The 20,076-nt window shown below is 66.8% G+C and carries 16 protein-coding genes and 1 riboswitch; of the genes, 11 read left to right on the top strand and 5 right to left on the bottom strand.

Annotation, left to right across the window (positions count from 1 at the left end; translation table 11 throughout):
• Positions 1–48: 48 nt before the first annotated feature.
• Positions 49–2,070: an FUSC family protein gene (locus EYZ64_RS17105; RefSeq protein ID WP_135455018.1), complete on the top strand. Its 2,022-nt coding sequence runs from the start codon at positions 49–51 to the stop codon at positions 2,068–2,070.
• Between the two features lies 1 nt (position 2,071).
• Here EYZ64_RS17105 and EYZ64_RS17110 read toward each other — a convergent pair whose 3' ends face one another.
• On the bottom strand, positions 2,072–2,701 hold the full coding sequence (locus EYZ64_RS17110; RefSeq protein ID WP_135455020.1) for a PaaI family thioesterase: 630 nt from the start codon (positions 2,699–2,701) through the stop codon (positions 2,072–2,074).
• A 109-nt stretch (positions 2,702–2,810) separates the two neighbouring features.
• Here EYZ64_RS17110 and EYZ64_RS17115 point away from each other — a divergent pair, with 109 nt between their 5' ends.
• The 3 genes from EYZ64_RS17115 to EYZ64_RS17125 are packed head-to-tail and all read left to right on the top strand — an operon-like array spanning position 2,811 to position 6,315.
• The gene (locus EYZ64_RS17115) at positions 2,811–4,499 is read left to right on the top strand and encodes a tetratricopeptide repeat protein (protein ID WP_135455022.1); all 1,689 of its coding nucleotides are present in this window, start codon (positions 2,811–2,813) and stop codon (positions 4,497–4,499) included.
• A 36-nt stretch (positions 4,500–4,535) separates the two neighbouring features.
• Positions 4,536–5,015: a nucleoside deaminase gene (locus EYZ64_RS17120; protein ID WP_135455025.1), complete on the top strand. Its 480-nt coding sequence runs from the start codon at positions 4,536–4,538 to the stop codon at positions 5,013–5,015.
• On the top strand, positions 5,008–6,315 hold the full coding sequence (locus EYZ64_RS17125; protein ID WP_135455027.1) for an alpha-amylase family protein: 1,308 nt from the start codon (positions 5,008–5,010) through the stop codon (positions 6,313–6,315). Before EYZ64_RS17120 ends, EYZ64_RS17125 begins: the two co-directional genes overlap by 8 nt.
• Here EYZ64_RS17125 and EYZ64_RS17130 read toward each other — a convergent pair.
• On the bottom strand, positions 6,299–6,739 hold the full coding sequence (locus tag EYZ64_RS17130; protein WP_135455029.1) for a DUF1810 domain-containing protein: 441 nt from the start codon (positions 6,737–6,739) through the stop codon (positions 6,299–6,301). The genes EYZ64_RS17125 and EYZ64_RS17130 overlap by 17 nt on opposite strands.
• A gap of 61 nt (positions 6,740–6,800) precedes the next feature.
• Between EYZ64_RS17130 and EYZ64_RS17135 the strand changes: the two genes are divergently transcribed.
• The 4 genes from EYZ64_RS17135 to EYZ64_RS17150 all read left to right on the top strand — a co-directional run bounded on the left by EYZ64_RS17135 (position 6,801) and on the right by EYZ64_RS17150 (position 13,152).
• Entirely contained in the window at positions 6,801–8,954 is a 2,154-nt protein-coding gene (locus EYZ64_RS17135) for an adenylate/guanylate cyclase domain-containing protein (RefSeq protein ID WP_135455031.1), read from the top strand.
• Entirely contained in the window at positions 8,951–10,351 is a 1,401-nt protein-coding gene (locus EYZ64_RS17140) for a mechanosensitive ion channel family protein (RefSeq protein WP_135455033.1), read from the top strand. Before EYZ64_RS17135 ends, EYZ64_RS17140 begins: the two co-directional genes overlap by 4 nt.
• Before the next feature lie 162 nt (positions 10,352–10,513).
• Positions 10,514–11,509, top strand: a complete 996-nt coding sequence (locus EYZ64_RS17145) for an esterase family protein (protein WP_135455035.1) — start codon at positions 10,514–10,516, stop codon at positions 11,507–11,509.
• Between the two features lie 77 nt (positions 11,510–11,586).
• On the top strand, positions 11,587–13,152 hold the full coding sequence (locus EYZ64_RS17150) for a molybdopterin-dependent oxidoreductase (RefSeq protein ID WP_286175018.1): 1,566 nt from the start codon (positions 11,587–11,589) through the stop codon (positions 13,150–13,152).
• Positions 13,153–13,170: 18 nt separating this feature from the next.
• Here EYZ64_RS17150 and EYZ64_RS17155 read toward each other — a convergent pair whose 3' ends face one another.
• The 3 genes from EYZ64_RS17155 to EYZ64_RS17165 are packed head-to-tail and all read right to left on the bottom strand — an operon-like array spanning position 13,171 to position 15,072.
• Positions 13,171–13,371 carry a hypothetical protein gene (locus EYZ64_RS17155; protein ID WP_135455037.1) on the bottom strand — a complete coding sequence of 67 codons (201 nt, stop codon included), beginning with the start codon at positions 13,369–13,371 and terminating at the stop codon, positions 13,171–13,173.
• Between the two features lie 31 nt (positions 13,372–13,402).
• A complete protein-coding gene (locus EYZ64_RS17160) occupies positions 13,403–14,149 on the bottom strand; it encodes an SDR family oxidoreductase (RefSeq protein WP_135455038.1) in 747 nt (248 codons plus the stop codon).
• A complete protein-coding gene (locus EYZ64_RS17165; RefSeq protein WP_135455040.1) occupies positions 14,146–15,072 on the bottom strand; it encodes an NADP-dependent oxidoreductase in 927 nt (308 codons plus the stop codon). Before EYZ64_RS17165 ends, EYZ64_RS17160 begins: the two co-directional genes overlap by 4 nt.
• 111 nt (positions 15,073–15,183) lie before the next feature.
• Between EYZ64_RS17165 and EYZ64_RS17170 the strand changes: the two genes are divergently transcribed.
• The 3 genes from EYZ64_RS17170 to cycA all read left to right on the top strand — a co-directional run bounded on the left by EYZ64_RS17170 (position 15,184) and on the right by cycA (position 20,076).
• Complete coding sequence (locus tag EYZ64_RS17170) at positions 15,184–15,822, top strand: VC0807 family protein (protein WP_286175020.1); 639 nt, start codon at positions 15,184–15,186, stop codon at positions 15,820–15,822.
• 28 nt (positions 15,823–15,850) lie between these two features.
• Positions 15,851–18,175: an endopeptidase La gene (gene lon / locus EYZ64_RS17175; RefSeq protein WP_135455042.1), complete on the top strand. Its 2,325-nt coding sequence runs from the start codon at positions 15,851–15,853 to the stop codon at positions 18,173–18,175.
• A 174-nt stretch (positions 18,176–18,349) separates the two neighbouring features.
• A riboswitch (glycine riboswitch) is annotated at positions 18,350–18,448 on the top strand.
• A gap of 161 nt (positions 18,449–18,609) precedes the next feature.
• Positions 18,610–20,076 (top strand): D-serine/D-alanine/glycine transporter, encoded by a 1,467-nt coding sequence (gene cycA / locus EYZ64_RS17180; protein WP_286175021.1) that lies wholly within the window; start codon positions 18,610–18,612, stop codon positions 20,074–20,076.

The following is a 20,076-nucleotide window of genomic DNA, read 5'->3' on the forward strand; positions in this document are numbered from 1 at the left end:
CGTGGGTGGTTGCCACACGGGCGGCCCGTGCCGAGTGAGAATGGTGGGGTGCACACGGGTGGACAGGCAGCCGACGCGCTCCGGCTGAACACCCCCGACGCCGGTGCGGTGGCCCGAAGCCTGATCGGCGTCCTGGCAGTGACCGCTGTCGCCCTGACGTGGGGTACCGGCGCGACCGCGATGTGGACGCTGGGCGGCGGTGTGATCGCCGGTGCGATCGCGTTGCAGCGCAGTCCCGGCGGCCGGGTCCCACTCGTTGTCACCGGCTCTGTCGAACTGGCCATCGCGGTGCTGCTGGGCACCCTCGCCGGCGGGCACAACCCGGCGTTCATCGCGGTCGTGGCGCTGTGGTGCTTCGCCGCAGGCATGCAATGGTCGCTCGGAGCCAACTCCGGCCTGGTCGCCTCGGCGGCCAGCGCACTGCTCGTGCTGGCACCACCGGTCGCACCGACACTGGGCCAGTCCCTGCTGGCACCCACCCTGGTGGTGGCCGCCGGCGTGGTGCAGGCGGCGCTCATCGCCGTCTGGCCGCCACGACGCTGGCGGGCCCAGCGCGAGGGACTCACCCGCGCCTACCGGTCATTGGCCACCGATTCCCGCAACGTCGCGGCGAACAGCGCCGCCGACGTCGACGACGCGCCACTCACGTGGCTGCGTGAGGTGTTCGCCAACAGCCAGGTGAGCCAGAGGCCGCGGGCCTACCACGGCGGATACCGGCTGCCGGAACGCCTCGCCGGCACCCTCGCCTCGCTGCACGCCACCGCAGAACGTGACGACAAGGCCGATGACGAATCAGCGGCGGACACCGGGCTGCCGCAACTGCTGACGGCCGCGGCGGTGCTGCTCGACGCGATCGCCGATCACGGGCACACCGCACGACGGGACGCCGAGCATGCCCTGGTGCGCGTCCAGACTGCTGCGGCCGCCGTGACGGGTCCCGAAGCGGCGCTGGCACAACGGTTCTGTGAACAGCTGCGCGAGGCCGCGGTCCTGCGGTTCGGCCAGTTGCACCGGCCCGATTTGATCGGCTCACTGGCCTCGGCCCCCGCCGTGGTGCGCTCCCACCTGACCTGGACCTCCCCGATCCTGCGCCACGCCATCCGGCTGTCGGTGACAACGGCACTGACGGTAGCCGCCGCCCGGTATGGCGGCCTCGAGCACGCCTACTGGATGCCGTTGACAGTCGTGGTGGTACTCCGGCCGGAGACGGCACACACCTACACCCGGTGCGCCGGTCGCATCGCCGGCCTCTGCGTCGGCATCATCGTCGCCTCGATCCTCACCTTCGTCTGGCAACCCGGCCCGATCGGCTCAGCGGTATGCGCGCTGTTGTTCGTCGGACTGGCCTACGGCGTCGCACAGTTCGGTTACCTCGCTGTCGGCGCGGCGGTGGGCGCGATCGTCATGTTCGCCATCGGAGTGAGCGCATCGGAGCCATGGTCAGGCAATGCCGACCGGCTGTTCGCGGTGATGATCGGCGGCGCGCTGGCCGTGATGGCCCACGTGGCACTACCCGACCACGCCATGATCCGGTTGCGCCAGCGGGCCGGGGAACTGCTGATGACCGAGATCGACTACGCCGCGCTGGTGATCAAGGCCTTCGTGCATGAGATCGACCACCCGGCCGAGATTCTGTCGGCGGCCTGGCAGCGGGCGTTCCGTGCGCGGGCGGCGTTCGAGGCCGCGTGGGGCGCGACCAGTCTGGACCCGCCGATCCTCCGGCGGTGGCTGCGGTCCTATCGCGCCGCGCTGAACTCGGTGACCAGTGCCTGCACCACGCTGGAGGGCAGCCTGCCGACGCATCCGTCGTCGGCACTGCACGGCGAATTCGTCGCCGCGGTGGACGATTACGTGGAGGCGCTGCGCGGAGCCCCGCCGAGCCCCGCCGTGCCGTGGAGCCTGGATACCGCCGAACTGTCGACCGCACTACGCCGCGTGCACAACGTGGCCTCGACACTGTCCGCAGACAACGGCGCCGCCCGCATCCTGATCGGCGAGTTGACCACGATCACCCGCAGCCTCGAGGACATCGCGATCGATCACGTCGAGCCTTCCGGCGGCTCGCGCTAGCTCACCCGCGCGCCCATTTCGGCAGGATGAAAACCCCCTCAGCCTCGGCAGTGATCCCCTCGGCATCTGAAACATGGCCGGAGGCAAAGGCTTTGATCCCATCCGTGCGCGTGATCCGCCCCTCGGCGTGAAGGTCGCCCAACGGAGTGGCCCGCAGATAGCGGATGGTCAGGGTACCGGTGAACCGCGGGCGATCCGAGTCACTGGCAGCCACCTCCCCCAATACGTGATCGAGCACCATCGCCACCATGCCGCCGTGGACATGGCCGGGCGGTCCTTCGTAGGCGGCACCGAGGTGGAAGTCGGTGTGGACACCGCCGTCTGCTTCTTTCACCATCACCAGTGGCGGCGCGATCGGGTTGCGGATGCCGATCGCCGGGTTGCCCCACGGCATCCGGTCCCCGTCCGAAGTGAACTGGACGCCGAACGGCCCGTCGATCTGCCTGGCCCGCAACCGCGCGGTCGCGTCCTCGATCTGCGCCTGCACGGCCGCGACCTCGTCGGCGTCGACCTCCGAACGGATGCTCGCGTCGATCAGCGCCCGAACCGAATCGGCCAGCGGCGCCCACACCGACCGCAGACGCTGCACATCCGCAGAACTGAGCCCCTCGACATGGGTGTATCCCGGCATTGGTGAACTAGAACATGTGCGGCGCGCCGGTGTCGAGCCAGCTCGAATTCGGCTCAGCGGTTCCTTCAACGCTACGCACCCGCATCCCTGCTGAACTAACGTCAGCACCGTGACGGATCCCGCCCAGACCGAACCGTATTACCGGCTCGGGAGCTACCACCGGCCGACGGACACGCCCTCACCGCCGGCACAGGTCTGGTTCGACCGCGGCATGGTCTGGTCATATGCCTTCAACCACGAGGAGGCCATCCGCTGCTTCGAGCGTGCATTGCAGCTCGACCCGGATTTCGCCCTGGCCCGCTGGGGCATCGCCTACGCTGTCGGCCCCAACTACAACAAGGCCTGGGACGCGTTCGACCCGACTGACCTGAGCACATCGCTGACCAGGGCTCGCGCCGAACTCGAACACGCCGCCACGGGCCGCGCCTCGGCGCTGGAACGCGACCTGATCGCCGCTCTACACAAGCGATTTCCGACCGCCGACCCCGATGACGCCGAGACGCTGACGGCCGGGCACGCCGACTACGCGGACGCGATGACGGCCCTGGCCGCCGCCCACCCCGAGGACATCGACGTGCAGACGCTGGCCGCCGATGCCCTGCTCAACGTGACCGCGTGGGCGTTATGGGACGGTCGCACCGGTGACCCCGCCCCGGGATCCCGTGTGGTGGAGGCGAAACGGATCCTCGACGCGGCACTGGCCACCGCTGCCGGACGGCAGCACCCGGGGGTGTTGCACCTGTACATCCACGCGATGGAGATGTCGACGACGCCGCAGGCGGCGCTGCCCGCTGCCGATCTGTTGCGCGGGCTGGTGCCCGACGCCGGCCACCTGCAGCACATGGCCAGCCACATCGATGTGTTGTGTGGCGATTACCACAACTCGGTGACTGCCAATCTCGCTGCGGTACAAGCGGACAGAGAATTCGTCGCCCGCGAGGGCCCCCTCAACTTCTATTCGCTCTACCGGGCGCACGACCTGCATTTCGTGGTGTATTCAGCCATGTTCGAGGGCAGTTCGCAGATCGCCCTGGACGCGGCCGAGGAACTGGCGGCACAGCTCACCCCTGAGGTGCTGTCGGTCTCCTCACCACCGATGGCAGATTGGCTCGAGGCCTTCGCTCCCTTGCGGGTGCACGTGCTGGTGCGGTTCGGCCGCTGGGACGAACTGATCGCCGAACCGCTGCCCGCAGATCCCGAGCTCTACTGCACCACCACCGCGACGATCCACTACGGCCGCGGCGTCGCCTACGCGGCCACCGGACGGGTGGAGCAGGCCCGTGCCGAGCGGGAGAAGTTCCTCGCGGCGTACCGCCGCATCCCCGACACGCGCTACCTGTTCAACAACACCAGCCGGGACATCCTGGCGATCGCCGAGCAGATGCTCAACGGTGAAATCACCTACCGGGAAGGCGATTACGATACGGCCTTCACGTACCTGCGCCGGGCCATCGAACTCGACGACGCCCTGCCCTACGACGAACCCTGGGGCTGGATGCAGCCGACCCGGCATGCCTACGGCGCGCTGCTGCTCGAACAGGGACGTGTCGAGGAGGCCGCTCGCGTCTACGCCGCCGACCTGGGCCTTGACCCCACACTGAGCCGGTCCAGCCATCATCCGAACAACGTCTGGAGTCTGCACGGCTACCACGAGTGTCTTCGCCGGCTGGGCCGCGGCGTAGAGGCCGTCATCATCGGCCGGCAGCTGGAGTTGGCCCAGGCGCGCGCCGACGTCACGGTGCAGGCCTCCTGCGCGTGCCGCCTCGAGGTGGCGAATCCGTGTTGCGGCGGCGACTGAACGTTCGCGTTTCGGCCCGGGCGTAAACTCGCCCCCGTGGCCATCAGCGAGAACGACCTCGGTCAGCTGCGCAAATGTGTCGAGTTGGCCCGCGAAGCACTCGACAGCGGTGACGAACCTTTCGGATCGATACTGGTCGACCACACCGGGACGACGTTGTTCACCGACCGCAACAGGGTCAAGGACGGGGACGCCACCCAGCATCCCGAATTCGCCATCGCCCGCTGGGCCGTCGAACATCTGAGCCCCGAGGACCGGGCCCGCGCCACGGTATACACCTCAGGCGAGCACTGCCCGATGTGCTCTGCCGCGCACGCCTGGGTCGGCCTCGGCCGAATTGTCTACGCCACCTCCTCGGCGCAGCTGAGTGGCTGGCTGTCCGACTGGGGCGCGCCTGCCGGTCCGGTGGCACCGCTGCCGATCACCACCGTGGCACCGGGCATCGAGGTGGACGGCCCGGCGCGGGATCTGGCCGAGACCATGAAGGATCTGTACGCGGCGAAGTTCCGTGCCTGAGCCCGCCTGGATCGCGCACGCCATCTGGTGGCAGATCTACCCACTGGGTTTCGTCGGTGCGTTTCCGGCCGACCAGCCACCGTCCACCGGCGAGCACCGGTTGCGCCGGATCGTCGATTGGCTTGATCACGCCGTGCAGCTCGGCGCCTCCGGCATCGCGCTCGGCCCGATCTTCGCGTCACGAACCCACGGTTACGACACCACCGACCACTTCCGCATCGACCCGCGCCTGGGTGACGACGACGACTTCGATCACCTGGTTGCCGAGGCCCGACAGCGCGGACTCCGCGTCTTGCTCGACGGCGTGTTCAACCACGTGGGCACCGACTTCCCCACGTACCGGCAAGCGCTCGACGGCGGGCCGGATCACCCTGCCGCGAACTGGTTTCGGCACGGCGGCAACGCATCCCAGTTCGACACATTCGAAGGGCACGGGGAGCTGATCGCGCTCAATCACGACGAGCCCGCGGTGGCGGACTACACCGCCACGGTGCTACGGCACTGGTTGAGCCGCGGCGCCGACGGTTGGCGCCTCGATGCCGCGTATGCGGTGCCCGACCGGTTCTGGGCGCAGGTGTTGCCGTCGGTGCGTCGGGAGTTCCCCGATGCCTGGTTCGTCGGCGAGGTGATCCACGGCGATTATTCCGCGACAGTCCGCGCTGCCACCTGCGACTCGGTGACCCAGTACGAGCTGTGGAAGGCCATCTGGAGCAGCCTCAACGACGGCAACTTCCACGAACTGGACTGGGCGCTGAAGCGGCACAACGACTTCCTCGACACCTTCGTGCCGCTGACCTTCGTGGGCAACCATGACGTGACCCGGATCGCCAGCCAGTTGGAGAACTCCGCGCACCTCGAGCACGCCCTGGTGCTGTTGCTCACCACCGGCGGGACACCGAGCATCTACTCCGGCGACGAGTCGGCCTACCGGGGCGTCAAGGAGGAACGTCGCGGCGGCGACGATGCCGTGCGGCCGGAATTCTCCACTCCGCCAGATGATTCCGATGCGCTCCGGCTGCATCAATATCTGATCGGGCTGCGCCGTCGGCACCCGTGGCTGCACACCGCCACGACGTCGCCGTTGCTGCTGACCAACACGCACTATGTCTACCGAACCAGTGCAGGTGCCGAGTCCCTGATCGTGGCGCTCAACATCGGTGACGCGCCACTGCGGCTGTCGCTGCCCGATCTCGCGGCAGTATCCGGCCGGGTGATCGCGGGGTCGGGTGCACCGCCGCACGAGGACATCAGCCACACGGAGGTTCCTCCACACGGATGGCTGATCATCCAGCCGCACTGAGCATTTCGAGAGTCATCTGATCCTCCAGCCCGTCATAGAACTTGTCCAGCACGGCCTGGAAGTCGACTCGCTCGGCCGGGTCCGCGGCGGCCTCGGCGAACAACGTCATGCTGGAGCGCACCTTCAGCCAGTCCGGCCAACCGAAGATCTGCTCGGCTGTCCGCCCGTCGATCTGCGCAACCAGTCGGGTGCATTCCCGCAGCCTCGGCCCCAGCGTCGGGTGCGCCAGATACGCACGGGCCTCCTCGGCGGAGGCGATGCCGTAGTGGGCAGCGGTCGGGCTCCGGCCGAGCCCGCGCAGCTGCGGGAAGATGAACCAGATCCAATGGCTGCGCTTACGGCCGTCCCGCAACTCGCCGCAAACTTCGGCGTAGACGCCAGCCTGGGCATCGACGAACCTCTGCAAGTCGAGTGGGTCGCTCATACCTCAAGTTTGTCGCGCAACCTCACGCAATACATCGCGACAAGCTAATCTTCGGGATTCAATGACTACAACTGCCGACGTCGAGCACGTCGCTCGTACCAGAAGTCCGCGTCGGCGCGTCCTGTCGCGGATCAGCATTCAGTCGAAGCTGCTGGTGATGCTGTTGATGACCAGCATTCTGTCGGCTGCCATCGTCGGTGCGATCGGATACCAGTCCGGCAGGTCGTCGCTTCGTCAGTCGGTATTCGACCGGCTGACCGAAGTTCGGGAATCGCAAACCCGGCAGTTGGAGTCGAAGTTCGCCGACCTCGAGGATTCCCTGATCGTCTACACCCGGGGGACGACGACCATCGAGGCCGTCGAGGCGTTCTCCGGTGCGTTCGGTCAGCTCAACAACTCGACGATCAACCCGCAGCAGTGGCAGTCGATCGTCAACTACTACAACACCGAGTTCGAGCCGCAGGAACAGAAGCAGACCGGCGACGCCGTGGACGTGTCCCGGCTGCTGCCCACTACCAACGCGCAGAAGTACCTCCAGGCGTACTACACGGCGCCGGTCGCCGACCCGGAGAAGGCGATCAGGGCCGACGACGCCCGTGACGGCAGTGCATGGTCGGCCGCGAATGCCCGGTTCAACGACTACTTCCGGGAGATCGTCGAACGATTCCAGTTCGAGGATGCGCTCCTGCTCGACACCGCAGGCAACGTCGTCTACACCGCGTACAAGGGCATCGACCTCGGCACCAACGTCGTCACCGGGCCGTACCGCCAGAGCCTGCTGTCGGACGCGTACGAGAAGACCCTGGCGTCGAACGCGGTCGACTATGTCGGGATCACCGACTTCGGTGACTATCAACCGGCCGATGAGCCCACAGCCTGGATGATGGTGCCGGTCGGCCCGCCCGGCCGGGTTGAGGGCGTACTCGCCCTGCAGTTCCCGATCTCCAAGATCAACCGGCTCATGACGGCCGACAAACAATGGGAAACCGCCGGGATGGGTGCGACCGGCGAGACGTTCGTGGTCGGTCCCGACGGTTTGATGCGGTCCGATTCACGGCTGTTCCTGGAGAATCCGGAGAAGTTCGAACGCGACGTCGTCGATGCCGGCACCCCACCGGCGGTGGCGGCGAAATCACTCCGTCAGCACGGGACCACGCTGGTCCAGCCGGTCGAGACGACAGCGACCCGGTTGGCCCTGCGCGGCCAGAGCGGCACCGTGATCGAGGACGACTACCTGGGCAATGAGACGCTGCAGGCCTACGCACCGGTCAATCTGCAAGGGCTGAACTGGTCGATCATCGCCAAGATCGACACGGCCGAGGCATTCGCTCCCGTCGCGACGTTCACCCGCACCCTGGTGTTGTCGACCGTCATCATCACCTTCATCGTGTGTCTGGCCGCCATGATGTTGGCCCGGCTGTTCGTCCGACCGCTGCGCCGGCTGGAGGCCGGCGCCCAGCAGATCGGCGCGGGCGATTACGACATCTCGATGCCGGTGCAGTCGAGGGACGAGTTCGGTGATCTGACAACAGCTTTCAACGACATGAGCCGCAATTTGGCGATCAAGGAAGATCTGCTCGCCGAGCAGCGCCGGGAGAACGACCGCCTGCTGCGCACGCTGATGCCGGAGTCGGTGGTACAGCGTTACCGCGACGGCGAGGAGACGATCGCACAGGACCACCACAACGTGACGGTCCTGTTCGCCGACACCGTCGGCCTGGACGAGCTGACATCCGAAATGTCCTCCGAGGAAGCGCTGGCCATCGTCAACCGCTTGGTGCACCAATTCGACGCCGCCGCAGATGATCTGGGAGTGGAACGGGTCCGCACCCTGCGCAACGGCTACTGGGCCAGCTCCGGGTTGAGCGTCCCACGGCTCGACAATGTCCGCCGTACCGTCGACTTCGCTCTCGAGATGCAGCGCATCATCGAACGGTTCAACACCGAGGCCGGGACCGCACTCAACCTGCGCGCGGGCATCGACACCGGCGCGGTGAGCAGTGGCCTGGTCGGACGCTCCAACCTGGCCTACGACATGTGGGGCTCGGCGGTCAACCTCGCCTACCGGGTTCAGCGGGGCTCGCCGCAGCCGGGGGTGTACGTCACCGAGCGGGTGTTCGAGGTGATGGGCGATACCCGCGACCTCGAGCCGGTGGGCACCGTGCACGTCGACGGTACCGACCAGCCGATCTGGAAACTGCAGGACCGACGATGACCGGTCTGCTCGACGCTCCCTGGTTCTACTGGGCGATCGGCGTCGCGGTCGGATTTCCCGTCTGTCTGGTGCTCCTCACCGAACTCCATAACGCGCTCCGCAGACGGGGCAGCTTCCTGGCCGGCCCGGTGCACCTGGTCCGGACCTACATCCTGCCGCTGGGTGCGCTGCTGATCCTGCTGAGCCAGGCGATGCAGATCTCCGGGGAAACCACGCCGGTGCGGATTGTGGCGACGGTGTTCGGCTTTGTCGTACTGGTCCTGTTGCTGTCCGGACTCAACGCGACACTGTTCCAGAGTGCTCCGGAAGGCAGTTGGCGCAAGCGCATTCCGTCGATCTTCCTCGACGTCGCCCGGTTCGCACTGATAGCCATCGGCATCGGTTTGATCTTCGCCTACATCTGGGGCGCCAATATCGGCGGGCTATTCACGGCCCTGGGAGTGTCGTCGATCGTGCTGGGCCTGGCCCTGCAGAACTCGGTCGGCCAGATCATCTCCGGGCTGCTGGTGTTGTTCGAGCAGCCGTTCCAACTCGGTGACTGGGTCGATGCGCCATCGGCGCGCGGGCGCGTGGTGGAGGTGAACTGGCGCGCAACCCATATCGACACCGGAAGCGGCCTGCAGGTGATCCCGAACTCCGTGCTGGCCGGCGGATCGTTCACCAACCTGAGCCGCCCGTCAGGCGCGCACACCATTTCTGTGATCACGGTGTTCGCCGTCGATGATGCCCCCGACGAGGTCTGCCGTGTACTCAACGAAGTGGGCCGCCGCCTACCTCAACTACGAAGCGACGGAACGGTATCCACCGTTGCGGCCGGCTCGTTGCAGTACAAGACGCTCATCCCACTGCACTCGCCCGCCGATGATTTCAGCGCGAGATCCACGTTCCTGCGCTGGACGTGGTACGCCTCGCGGCGTGCCGGTCTGCATCTGGACGAGGCCGAGGACGAGTTCGAGACCAGCGAACGTGTAGAGCAGACGCTCCGTCTGATCGCACCGACACTCCGCCTGAGCGCCGAGGACCAGCAGGATCTGGCACCGTACGTCCGTCTCACCCGGTACGGCACGGACGAGATCATCCAGGTCGTCGGTCAGGTTCCCAAGAAGATGACGTTCGTCGTCGCCGGCACGGTACAGCTGGCCGTTGCCGACGCGGACGATCTGTTCGTCCCGGTCCTCACCCTGGAACAGGGTGACTTCCTCGGGCAGACCGCCCTGACCCGCGAGCCGGTCATCACGACGGCCTACGCGCTGACAGAGGTCACCGTCGCGCAGTTCGACCGCGAATGCATCGAGGATCTGGTGGCGCGGAAGCCGGTACTGCTGCAGGACATCGGCCGGGCGATCGAGGAGCGCCGGGCCAGCGTCAGGCAGGCGCTCGTCGCGGCCGCTCGCTGAATGCGGTCGCCGAGGGTCTCGGCGCCGAGTTCCAACCGTTAGTAAACCGCGATCTGCATGTGCGGTGTTGTTACGCGTGTGACTGATGGGACGCGTGTTTCACTACGGAAGCAAGCGGCAAACTGCTTGGGATACGTGCAGAAAGGACGGTTGGTTGCCGTTATGAAGTTCCTCAACAAGATTCGCGGAGCGTGGACGCGCCGACTGGCGGCGGGGGCAATGGCTGCCGCCACCCTGCCCGCGCTGATCGGTCTCGCAGGAGGTTCGGCGACCGCTGGCGCGTTCTCCCGCCCGGGTCTTCCGGTCGAGTACCTCGACGTGTTCTCGCCGTCGATGAACCGCAACATCCGCGTCCAGTTCCAGGGCGGCGGACCGCATGCCGTGTACCTCCTCGACGGCCTGCGGGCCCAGGACGACTACAACGGTTGGGACATCAACACCCCCGCCTTCGAGTGGTACAACGGATCGGGCCTGTCGGTGGTCATGCCGGTCGGCGGCCAGTCCAGCTTCTACACCGACTGGTACCAGCCCTCGAAGGGCAACGGTCAGGACTACACCTACAAGTGGGAGACCTTCCTGACCAATGAGCTGCCGACCTGGCTGGCCGCGAACCGCGGCGTGTCGCAGACCGGCAACGCGGTCGTCGGCATCTCGATGGCGGGCAGCGCAGCGCTGACCTACGCGATCCATCACCCGCAGCAGTTCATCTACGCCGGAACGCTTTCGGGCTTCCTGAACCCGTCCGAGGGCTGGTGGCCGATGCTGATCGGGCTGGCGATGAACGACGCCGGCGGCTACAACGCCGAGAGCATGTGGGGACCGTCGACCGACCCGGCGTGGAAGCGCAATGACCCGATGGTCAACATCAACCAGCTGGTCGCCAACAACACCCGCCTCTGGATCTACTGCGGCACCGGCACCCCGTCGGATCTCGACTCCGGGACCAACGGCGGCAACCTGATGGCAGCTCAGTTCCTCGAAGGCCTGACACTGCGCACCAACGTCACCTTCCGGGACAACTACATCGCCGCCGGCGGCACCAACGGGGTGTTCAACTTCCCCTCCAACGGCACGCACGCCTGGAGCTACTGGGGACAGCAGCTCGAGCAGATGAAGCCCGACATCCAGCGGGTGCTGGGCGCGCAGTCGGCCACCTAGAAGACCACCCACCCAGGGAGCCTGTCGTCACCCCTACGGCAGGCTCCCTGCCCTGTGTCCGGAGTACGTTGGTGGCGATGACTGAGTCCCCGTCGAGGTCCTCGTCCGGGCCCTCGCCGAATGCACGGATGCTCGGCGGAGTTGCGGCCGCCGCGGTCTCGCTCGGTGTCGCGGCGGTTGTCGGCATTCCGTTCCCGACTCAGGCCCAACCGCTCGGCGCGGTCGGCGCGGTGATCGTCGACCGCACACCAGGCGCCGTCAAAGAATGGGTGATTCAAACGCTGGGCGGCCTGGACAAGCTCTTCCTCGTCGTCGTCCTCCTGGTCGTGATCGCGGCCATCGCCGCCCTCGCCGCGACCTACGAAACTCGGCGCCGGCCGGTCGGCAGCGTGATCTTTGTCATCGCAGGACTTCTCAGCTGTGCCGCCGTGCTCTCGCGGCCCGGCGCGACCCTGCCCGACATCGTGCCGACGGTGGCGGGCACCGCATGCGGCGTGGCAGTGCTGCGTCTCCTTGCGCTGCGGCTGTGGACGGTCCCCGAGACCGGCCCCGCCGACGGCGGTGACGAACCCGACGTCACCCGACGAATGTGGCTCACCACCGGCGGCCTGCTGGCCTTCGGGGCGGCGAGCGGGCTGCTGGGTGTCGTCATCGGCCGCTTGACCAATTCCGTGGCGGCCGAGCGCGATGTCTCGGTGATCCCGCGTCCGCGCATACCCGCTCCGCCGATACCGGCCGGTGTGCAGCCGAAAGATGTTGCCCTGCCGAGCTTCATCACCGATGGTGCCGACTTCTACCGGGTCGACATCGCGCTTTCCGTTCCCCAGCTGAGCCGCGACGAATGGCGGCTGCGCATTCACGGCATGGTGGACCGCGAGATCACCTACAGCTTCGCCGACCTGGACCGATTCGAAGTCGTCGAGAAGGCGGTGACGCTGACCTGCGTCTCCAATCCGGTTGGTGGCGAATATATCTCGACGGGAATGTGGACCGGTTATCGACTGTCCGACCTGCTGCGGGCCGCCGGGGTATCTCCCGATGCGGACATGCTGCTGTCGAAATCCGTCGACGGATTCACTGTCGGTACCCCGGTAGAGGCCATCGGCGACGGCCGCGACGCGATGTTGGCCGTCGGCCTCAACGGGCAACCGCTTCCCGTCGTGCACGGCTACCCGGCCAGGCTGGTGATGGCCGGACTCTACGGCTACGTGTCGGCCACCAAATGGGTCACCGACCTCGAACTCACCCGCTTCGACCGGGCTGAGGCGTACTGGACCAAACAGGGCTGGGCACCGCGGGGCCCGATCAAAACCGAGTCACGCATCGACGTTCCAAAACGCGGCCAACAAGTACCGGTAGGGCCGACGACGTTCGGTGGAGTGGCGTGGGCGCAGAACCGCGGCGTGCGCGGCGTCGAGGTCCGAATGGACGACAGCCCGTGGCAACCCGCCCAACTCGGGGACACGTACTCCAACGAGACATGGCGGTTGTGGAGCTTCGACTGGCAGGCGAACAGCCCGGGCGGACACACCATCACGGTGCGGGCGACCGACAACACCGGAGCTGTCCAGACATCAGACGAAGCCCCTACGGTGCCCGACGGCGCGACCGGTTGGCATTCGGTGAATTTCACCGTCGCGTAACGCAGGCCCTTGCTACGGCTACTTCGACGAGATCTTGCGCCAACTCAACGCCGCGATCACGACGCCGATCACCGCGGTGATCGGTCCGATGATCGACCAGGTGGTGGTGTTGCTCATCGGGCTGCCCTGCACCACACCGAATCCCTGTAGCGCCCACAGCAGGCCGAACAAAGCCACGATCACACCGACTGCGAACGCCACGACGTATCCCCTGTTCATGGCTGGATGCTACGCGCAAATGTGCGTCAACTCAGCCCTGAACGGTGGGCCGGATGACGATTTCGCCGATCTCGACATCGCGTGGCTGCTCGATCGCGAATGCCACCGCACGAGCCACCGCTTCCGCCGGGAGGCCGAATTCGTCCATGTTGGAACGTATCCGGGCGCGCAGCACCGGATCATCTATCGAGCCGTCGAGCTCCGTACGGACAAATCCCGGTGAGATGGAGGTGGTCCGGATGACACCGTCGGTGGATTCCTGTCGCAGTGCCTCCATCACGGTCCGTACCGCATTCTTGGTCGCGGCGTAGACGCCCATATCCGGCACGATCTTCAACCCGGCGGTCGACACCGTAGTGACGAAATGCCCGTGGCCCTGGCGCCGGAACACCGGTGCGGCCGCTGCGATTCCGTGCAACACGCCGCGCAGATTGACGTCGATCATCGCCGACCACCCGTCGACGTCACCGTCGGACAGCTGCCCGATCTTGCTGATGCCCGCATTGTTCACCAACACGTCCAGCCGGCCGAACTCGTTCGTCGCCGCTTCGACGAACATTTCGACGTCGGCCCGGCGGGTGACATCGACAGCCAGCGCGACCACGCTCGATCCCGCCGCTACGAGTTCGGCGGCGATCCGCTCAAGGCGGTCTTCTCGCCTGGCGCCCAAGACCAACCTCGCGCCCCGCGCTGCCAAAAGTCGCGCCGTCGCTTCACCGATGCCACTGCTGGCTCCGGTGACTGCGACCACCGTTCCGGCGATCGATGGACCGGTCACGGACGCAGCACCAATTTCCCTCTGGTGTGCCGCTTTTCCAGCTCGGTGTACGCGGCCCGGACGTCGTCGAGGGCGAACACCCCGGCGATCGGCACGTCGAGTTCCCCGTTGGCGGCGAGATCGGCCAGCTCGGCGATGATCGCGATGTCGGCCCCCTCGGCATTTCCGGCCCCCTGGACGCCGAACTCCTCGATGGCGCCGAAGTCGATGATGGTGTCGACTCGCTCGGGCGCGACGCCCAACTCCTCGACGGCCAGCTTCACGTATCCGCCGCCGAAGAAATCGAGGAGGGCATCGACGCGACCCGACGGGGACGCGGCGCGTAGCCGGGCGGCCAGATCGTCGCCGTAATTGACCGGGACGGCGCCGTGCCGGGCGAGCCAGTCGTCGTTGTCGGGCCCGGCGATGCCGAGCACGGTGGCACCGGCACGCTTGGCGAGTTGCACGGCGATGGTGCCGACACCACCCGCGGCACCCGCGATCGCCACGGTGTCCCCGGGTTGCAGCCGCACGGCCCGCACCGCCGCATAGGCGGTGGCACCCACGACATACAGCGATCCGGCGACCTCCCACGGCAGGCCGGCAGGTTTGGGAGCCAACTGGGTGGCGGGCACGCTCACATACTCGGCGTGGCTGGCGCGATCGTCGGTGTATCCGAGTACCTCGTCACCGACGTCGAACCCGCTCACACCGGGCCCGAGTTCGGCCACCACACCCGCGAGGTCGCTGCCTTCGCCGGACGGAAATGCGGCCGGGAACCGGTCGTGCAGCGCGCCACGGCGAATCATGGCCTCGCCCGGGTTGATTCCAGCAGCACGGACCTCCACGAGCACCTCGCCTGCCGCCGGAACCGGCCTCGGCACGTCACGCACCTGCAGGACGTCGATCCCGCCGTATTCATCGAATTGGACTGCTTTGCTCATAAGGCCTAAGACGACCCACCGGCCGAAAACATTCCGAAGTGGTCGCGAAACCGATCCACCGTTCCCCAAGCGCACAGACAGTTCACAGGGTGTGTCCATATCTTCGTGGTGGTGAGCCAAGATCACTCACTGCGCCCCGTGATGCGGGGCATCCTCTTTGATGTCGCCCCTCCACTGATCGCCTACTACGGGCTGCGCGCCGCGGGCATCTCCGAGTACGCCGCACTGCTGACGGCGACCGTGGTCGCGGGAATCAAGGTCGCCTATGACGCGATCAAGGCTCGCCGGCTCGATCCGTTCGCGGGCTACCTGATGCTCAGCTTCGGTCTGAGCCTCGCGGTGGGCCTGGCCACCTCGGACGCCCGGATGCTGATGGCGGGCAACACCCTCGTCGGCGGCATCGGCGCTCTGGTTTTCCTCGGCAGTTGTTTCATCGGAAAACCGCTGACCCAGATCGTCGCCGAACGGGTCCGGTTCGCCTCCGACGAGGCTCCCGAACCCGGCGAGGCGGCGTTCAGGCACCGGGTCCACGTTTCGCTCTCAGCGATGTGGGGCATCGGCCTGCTGGTCGGGATGTTGATCAGCCTGGCGATCATCTTCTCCCTGGCCATAGACATCGCGAATGGCGTGAACACGGTCGTTTCGCTGGGTTTCACGGCCCTGCTGATGGCGGCGACTGTCGTGGTGGCCAAGCGGGCCAGGGCCAAAGGGGAACTCCTCCGGGAACAAACGGGAGCCCGCCAAGGTTGAGCGCATCAGACTGAACTTTGGAGGTTTGATGTCCCAATCAAACGCAGTGCCCATCCTGTTCCTGAGCGAGCCGATCGTCCTGCCCGGAATGGTGGTGCCCGTCGAACTCGACGACGCTGCCCGTGCGGCGGTCGACGCCGCCCAGGCCAGCGAATCCGGCAAGCTGCTGATCGCCCCGCGCCTGGACGACCGCTACCCCACTCACGGTGTGATCGCGTCGATCGTGCAGGTCGGGCGCATGCCCGGCGGTGCGGAAGCCGCCGTCGTCCGCGGTGAGCGCCGTGCCCACATCGGTTCCGGAACCACCGGACCGGGCGCAGCCCTGTGGGTCGAGGTGGAGGAAGCCGCCGAGCCCGAATCGGCGACCGACGAGACCAAGGCCTTGGCTGCCGAATACAAGAAGCTGCTGCTGGCCATGCTGCAGCGGCGCGAGGCCTGGCAGATCGTCGACGTGGTCAACAAGATCACCGACCCGTCCGCATTGGCCGACACGGCCGGTTACGCCTCGTACCTGACCGACGTGCAGAAGCGTGAGCTGCTGGAGACCTCAGATGTGGGTCGCCGGCTCCGTCTGCTGATCGACTGGACCGGCGAGCACCTGGCCGAGGTCGAGGTCAACGACAAGATCGCCGAGGACGTCCGGGCCGGGATGGACAAGCAGCAGAAGGAATTCCTGCTGCGCCAGCAGTTGAACGCCATCCGCAAGGAACTGGGCGAGGGTGAACCGGAAGGGTCCGATGACTACCGGGCCCGGGTGGAGGCCGCCGACCTGCCCGAGAAGGTTCGCGAGGCCGCGCTTCGCGAGGTCGGCAAGCTGGAACGCTCCAGCGAGCAGAGCCCCGAGGGCGGCTGGATCCGCACCTGGCTGGACACCGTGCTGGATCTGCCGTGGAACGTGCGCACCGAGGACTCGACCGATCTCAAGGGTGCCCGCGAGATCCTGGACGCCGACCACCACGGGCTGGACGACGTCAAAGACCGCATCGTCGAGTACCTGGCCGTGCGAGCCCGTCGTGCGCAGCGCGGCATGGCCGTCGTCGGTGGGCGCGGTTCGGGCGCCGTGATGGTGCTGGCCGGGCCGCCCGGGGTCGGCAAGACCTCGCTGGGCGAGTCCGTCGCCCGCGCGCTGGGCCGCAAGTTCGTGCGCGTCGCCCTGGGCGGCGTGCGTGACGAGGCCGAGATCCGTGGCCACCGACGTACCTACGTCGGCGCACTGCCCGGCCGCATCGTGAGGGCCATCGGTGAGGCGGGTTCGATGAATCCCGTTGTGCTGCTGGACGAGATCGACAAGGTGGGCTCGGACTACCGCGGCGATCCGTCGGCCGCCCTACTGGAGGTACTGGACCCGGCACAGAACCACACGTTCCGCGACCACTACCTGGATCTGGACCTGGACCTGTCGGATGTGGTGTTCCTGGCGACGGCCAACGTCATCGAGAACATCCCGTCGGCCCTGCTGGACCGGATGGAGTTGGTGCAGATCGACGGCTACACCGAGGACGACAAGGTCGCCATCGCGCGTGACTACCTGCTGCCCCGGCAGGCCGAGCGTGCGGCGCTGACCGACTCCGAGGTGAGTGTGACGGACGCGGCACTGCGCAAGATCGCCGCGGACTACACCCGCGAGCCGGGCGTGCGGCAGTTCGAACGGCTGCTGGCCAAGGCGCTGCGCAAGGTCACGACCAAGTTGGACTCGACGGCCGCTCCGGTCGTCATCGATGAGCCGGATCTCGTTGAGTACCTGGGCCGTCCGCGATTCACACCGGAATCCGACGAACGCACCGCGGTGCCCGGCGTGGCGACCGGCCTGGCCGTCACGGGCCTGGGCGGCGATGTGCTCTACATCGAGGCCAACGGGAACGACGGCGAACCGGGTCTGAAGCTGACCGGTCAATTGGGTGACGTCATGAAGGAGTCGGCACAGATCGCGCTGTCCTATGTGCGGGCCCACGCCGAGCAGTTGGGTGTCGACCCCAAGACGCTGGACCGCCAGATCCACGTGCACGTCCCCGCGGGCGCGGTGCCGAAGGACGGTCCCTCGGCCGGCGTCACGATGGTGACGGCACTGGTGTCGATGGCGACCGGCCGGCAGGTGCGCGGCGATGTCGGCATGACCGGTGAGGTCACGCTGAACGGCCGGGTGCTGCCGATCGGCGGCGTCAAGCAGAAGCTGCTCGCCGCACAGCGAGCCGGGCTGAAGACGGTGTTCATCCCGGTGCGCAACGAGCCCGACCTGGACGACGTGCCGGCCGAGGTGCTCGATGCGCTGGAGGTCAGGCCCATGACCGACGTGGCTGACATCATCGCGGCGGCGCTGGAGCCGGCTGCCGAGCTCGCGACAGCCGCCGCGTAAGGACGGCCACCGCGCGGGGGACCGTGAATGTACGCAGGTGACGGCCGGTCACCGTACAGACACGGTCTCTCGGCGGGCAGGGTTGACCAGGGGGGGTGCGCATTCCGCACTCGGCTGCTAACGTGACGCGCGGCACACTCCGGGTTCGGAGTGGCTCACAACTCAAGATGCCGTTGAGTCGCGGCGGGAGAGTCCCGCCCCATCCAGCCGGCGGGCGCCGCAGGAGCAAATCCTCCCCAGGAATCTCTCAGGCCCCCGTATCGCCGCGACTAGGCACCTCTGGAAAGCAGTCGGCCAGTCCAGGACCGGCTCACCGAAGGGGCAGGTGAAGCGCCGATAGCGGCGGTTCGTGAAAACTCTCAGGTTCAAAACGACAGAGCGGGGAGGCGCCCGCAGTCCGCGCTCCCCATGGGGCCTGAGATCCTTAGGTTGTTATGTCCCAATCCAGTGATCTGTCCGCTGAATCAGCGGAATCGCCGGCATCGTCCGGCGAGCCACAACACCTCTCGCGCCAGCTGTCCAACCGGCACATCCAGCTGATCGCGATCGGCGGTGCGATCGGAACGGGCCTGTTCATGGGGTCCGGCAAGACCATCTCGCTGGCCGGCCCGTCGGTCCTCTTCGTCTACATGATCATCGGCTTCATGCTGTTCTTCGTGATGCGGGCCATGGGCGAGCTGCTGCTGTCCAACCTGCATTACAAGTCCTTCGCCGACTTCGCCGCCGACCTGCTCGGCCCGTGGGCCGGCTTCTTCACCGGCTGGACGTACTGGTTCTGCTGGATCGTCACGGGCGTTGCCGACGTCGTGGTGATCGCCGGGTATGTGGCCTTCTGGTGGCCCGATCTCCCGCTGTGGATACCGGCACTCGCGACGGTCGTGGTGCTGATCGGTCTGAATCTGCCGACTGTGCGAGCCTTCGGCGAGACCGAGTTCTGGTTCGCCCTGATCAAGATCATCGCGATCGTGACGTTGATCGTCATCGGCCTTGTCATGATCTTCACCAGTTTCGAAGCGCCCACCGGCGCCCAGGCCTCGTTCGCCAATCTGTGGAACGACGGCGGGTTCTTCCCCACCGGCCCAATGGGATTCGTGGCGGGCTTCCAGATCGCCACCTTCGCGTTCGTCGGAATCGAATTGGTGGGCACCACCGCGGCCGAGGCCAAGGACCCCGAACGCAACCTGCCCAAGGCGATCAATTCGATCCCCGTACGCGTCATGCTCTTCTACGTCGTCGCCCTGACCGTCATCATCGCGGTCACGCCGTGGCGCGAGATCGATCCCAAACTCAGCCCGTTCGTGGCCATGTTCAGCCTCGCAGGCCTGGGCATCGCGGCATCGGTGGTCAACTTCGTGGTGCTGACCTCGGCGACGTCGTCGGCCAACTCCGGCATCTATTCGACCTCCCGGATGGTCTACGGCCTGGCCACCGAAGGTGACGCGCCGAGTCTGTTCGGCCGGCTCACCTCGCGGCGCGTGCCCGCAAACGCATTGTTCCTGTCCGGGGTGTTTCTGCTGTCGGGTGTGGTCATGGTCGTGGCCGGCGACTCGATCGTCGCGGCCTTCACGTTGGTCACGACCATCTCGTCGCTGTGCTTCATCTTCGTCTGGTCGGTCATCCTGATCAGCTATCTCGTGTACCGGAAACGCCGGCCGGAACTGCACGAGGCCTCGAAGTTCAAGATGCCCGGCGGCGTCGTGATGTGCTACGTCGTCCTGGCCTTCTTCGCCTTCCTGATCGTGGCGTTCGCGTTGAAGGAAGACACCCTGCAGGCCGAGCTGGTGACGCCGGTGTGGTTCCTGGTCCTGGGTATCGCCTGGCTGGTGCTGCGGCGTCGCCCACAACATCTGGCCCGCGAAGCCAAGTTCCGCGCCGAGCTGGAGTCCACGGATTCCGACTGA

The organism is Mycobacterium sp. DL99 (genome assembly GCF_004762045.1).
Lineage (GTDB): Bacteria > Actinomycetota > Actinomycetes > Mycobacteriales > Mycobacteriaceae > Mycobacterium.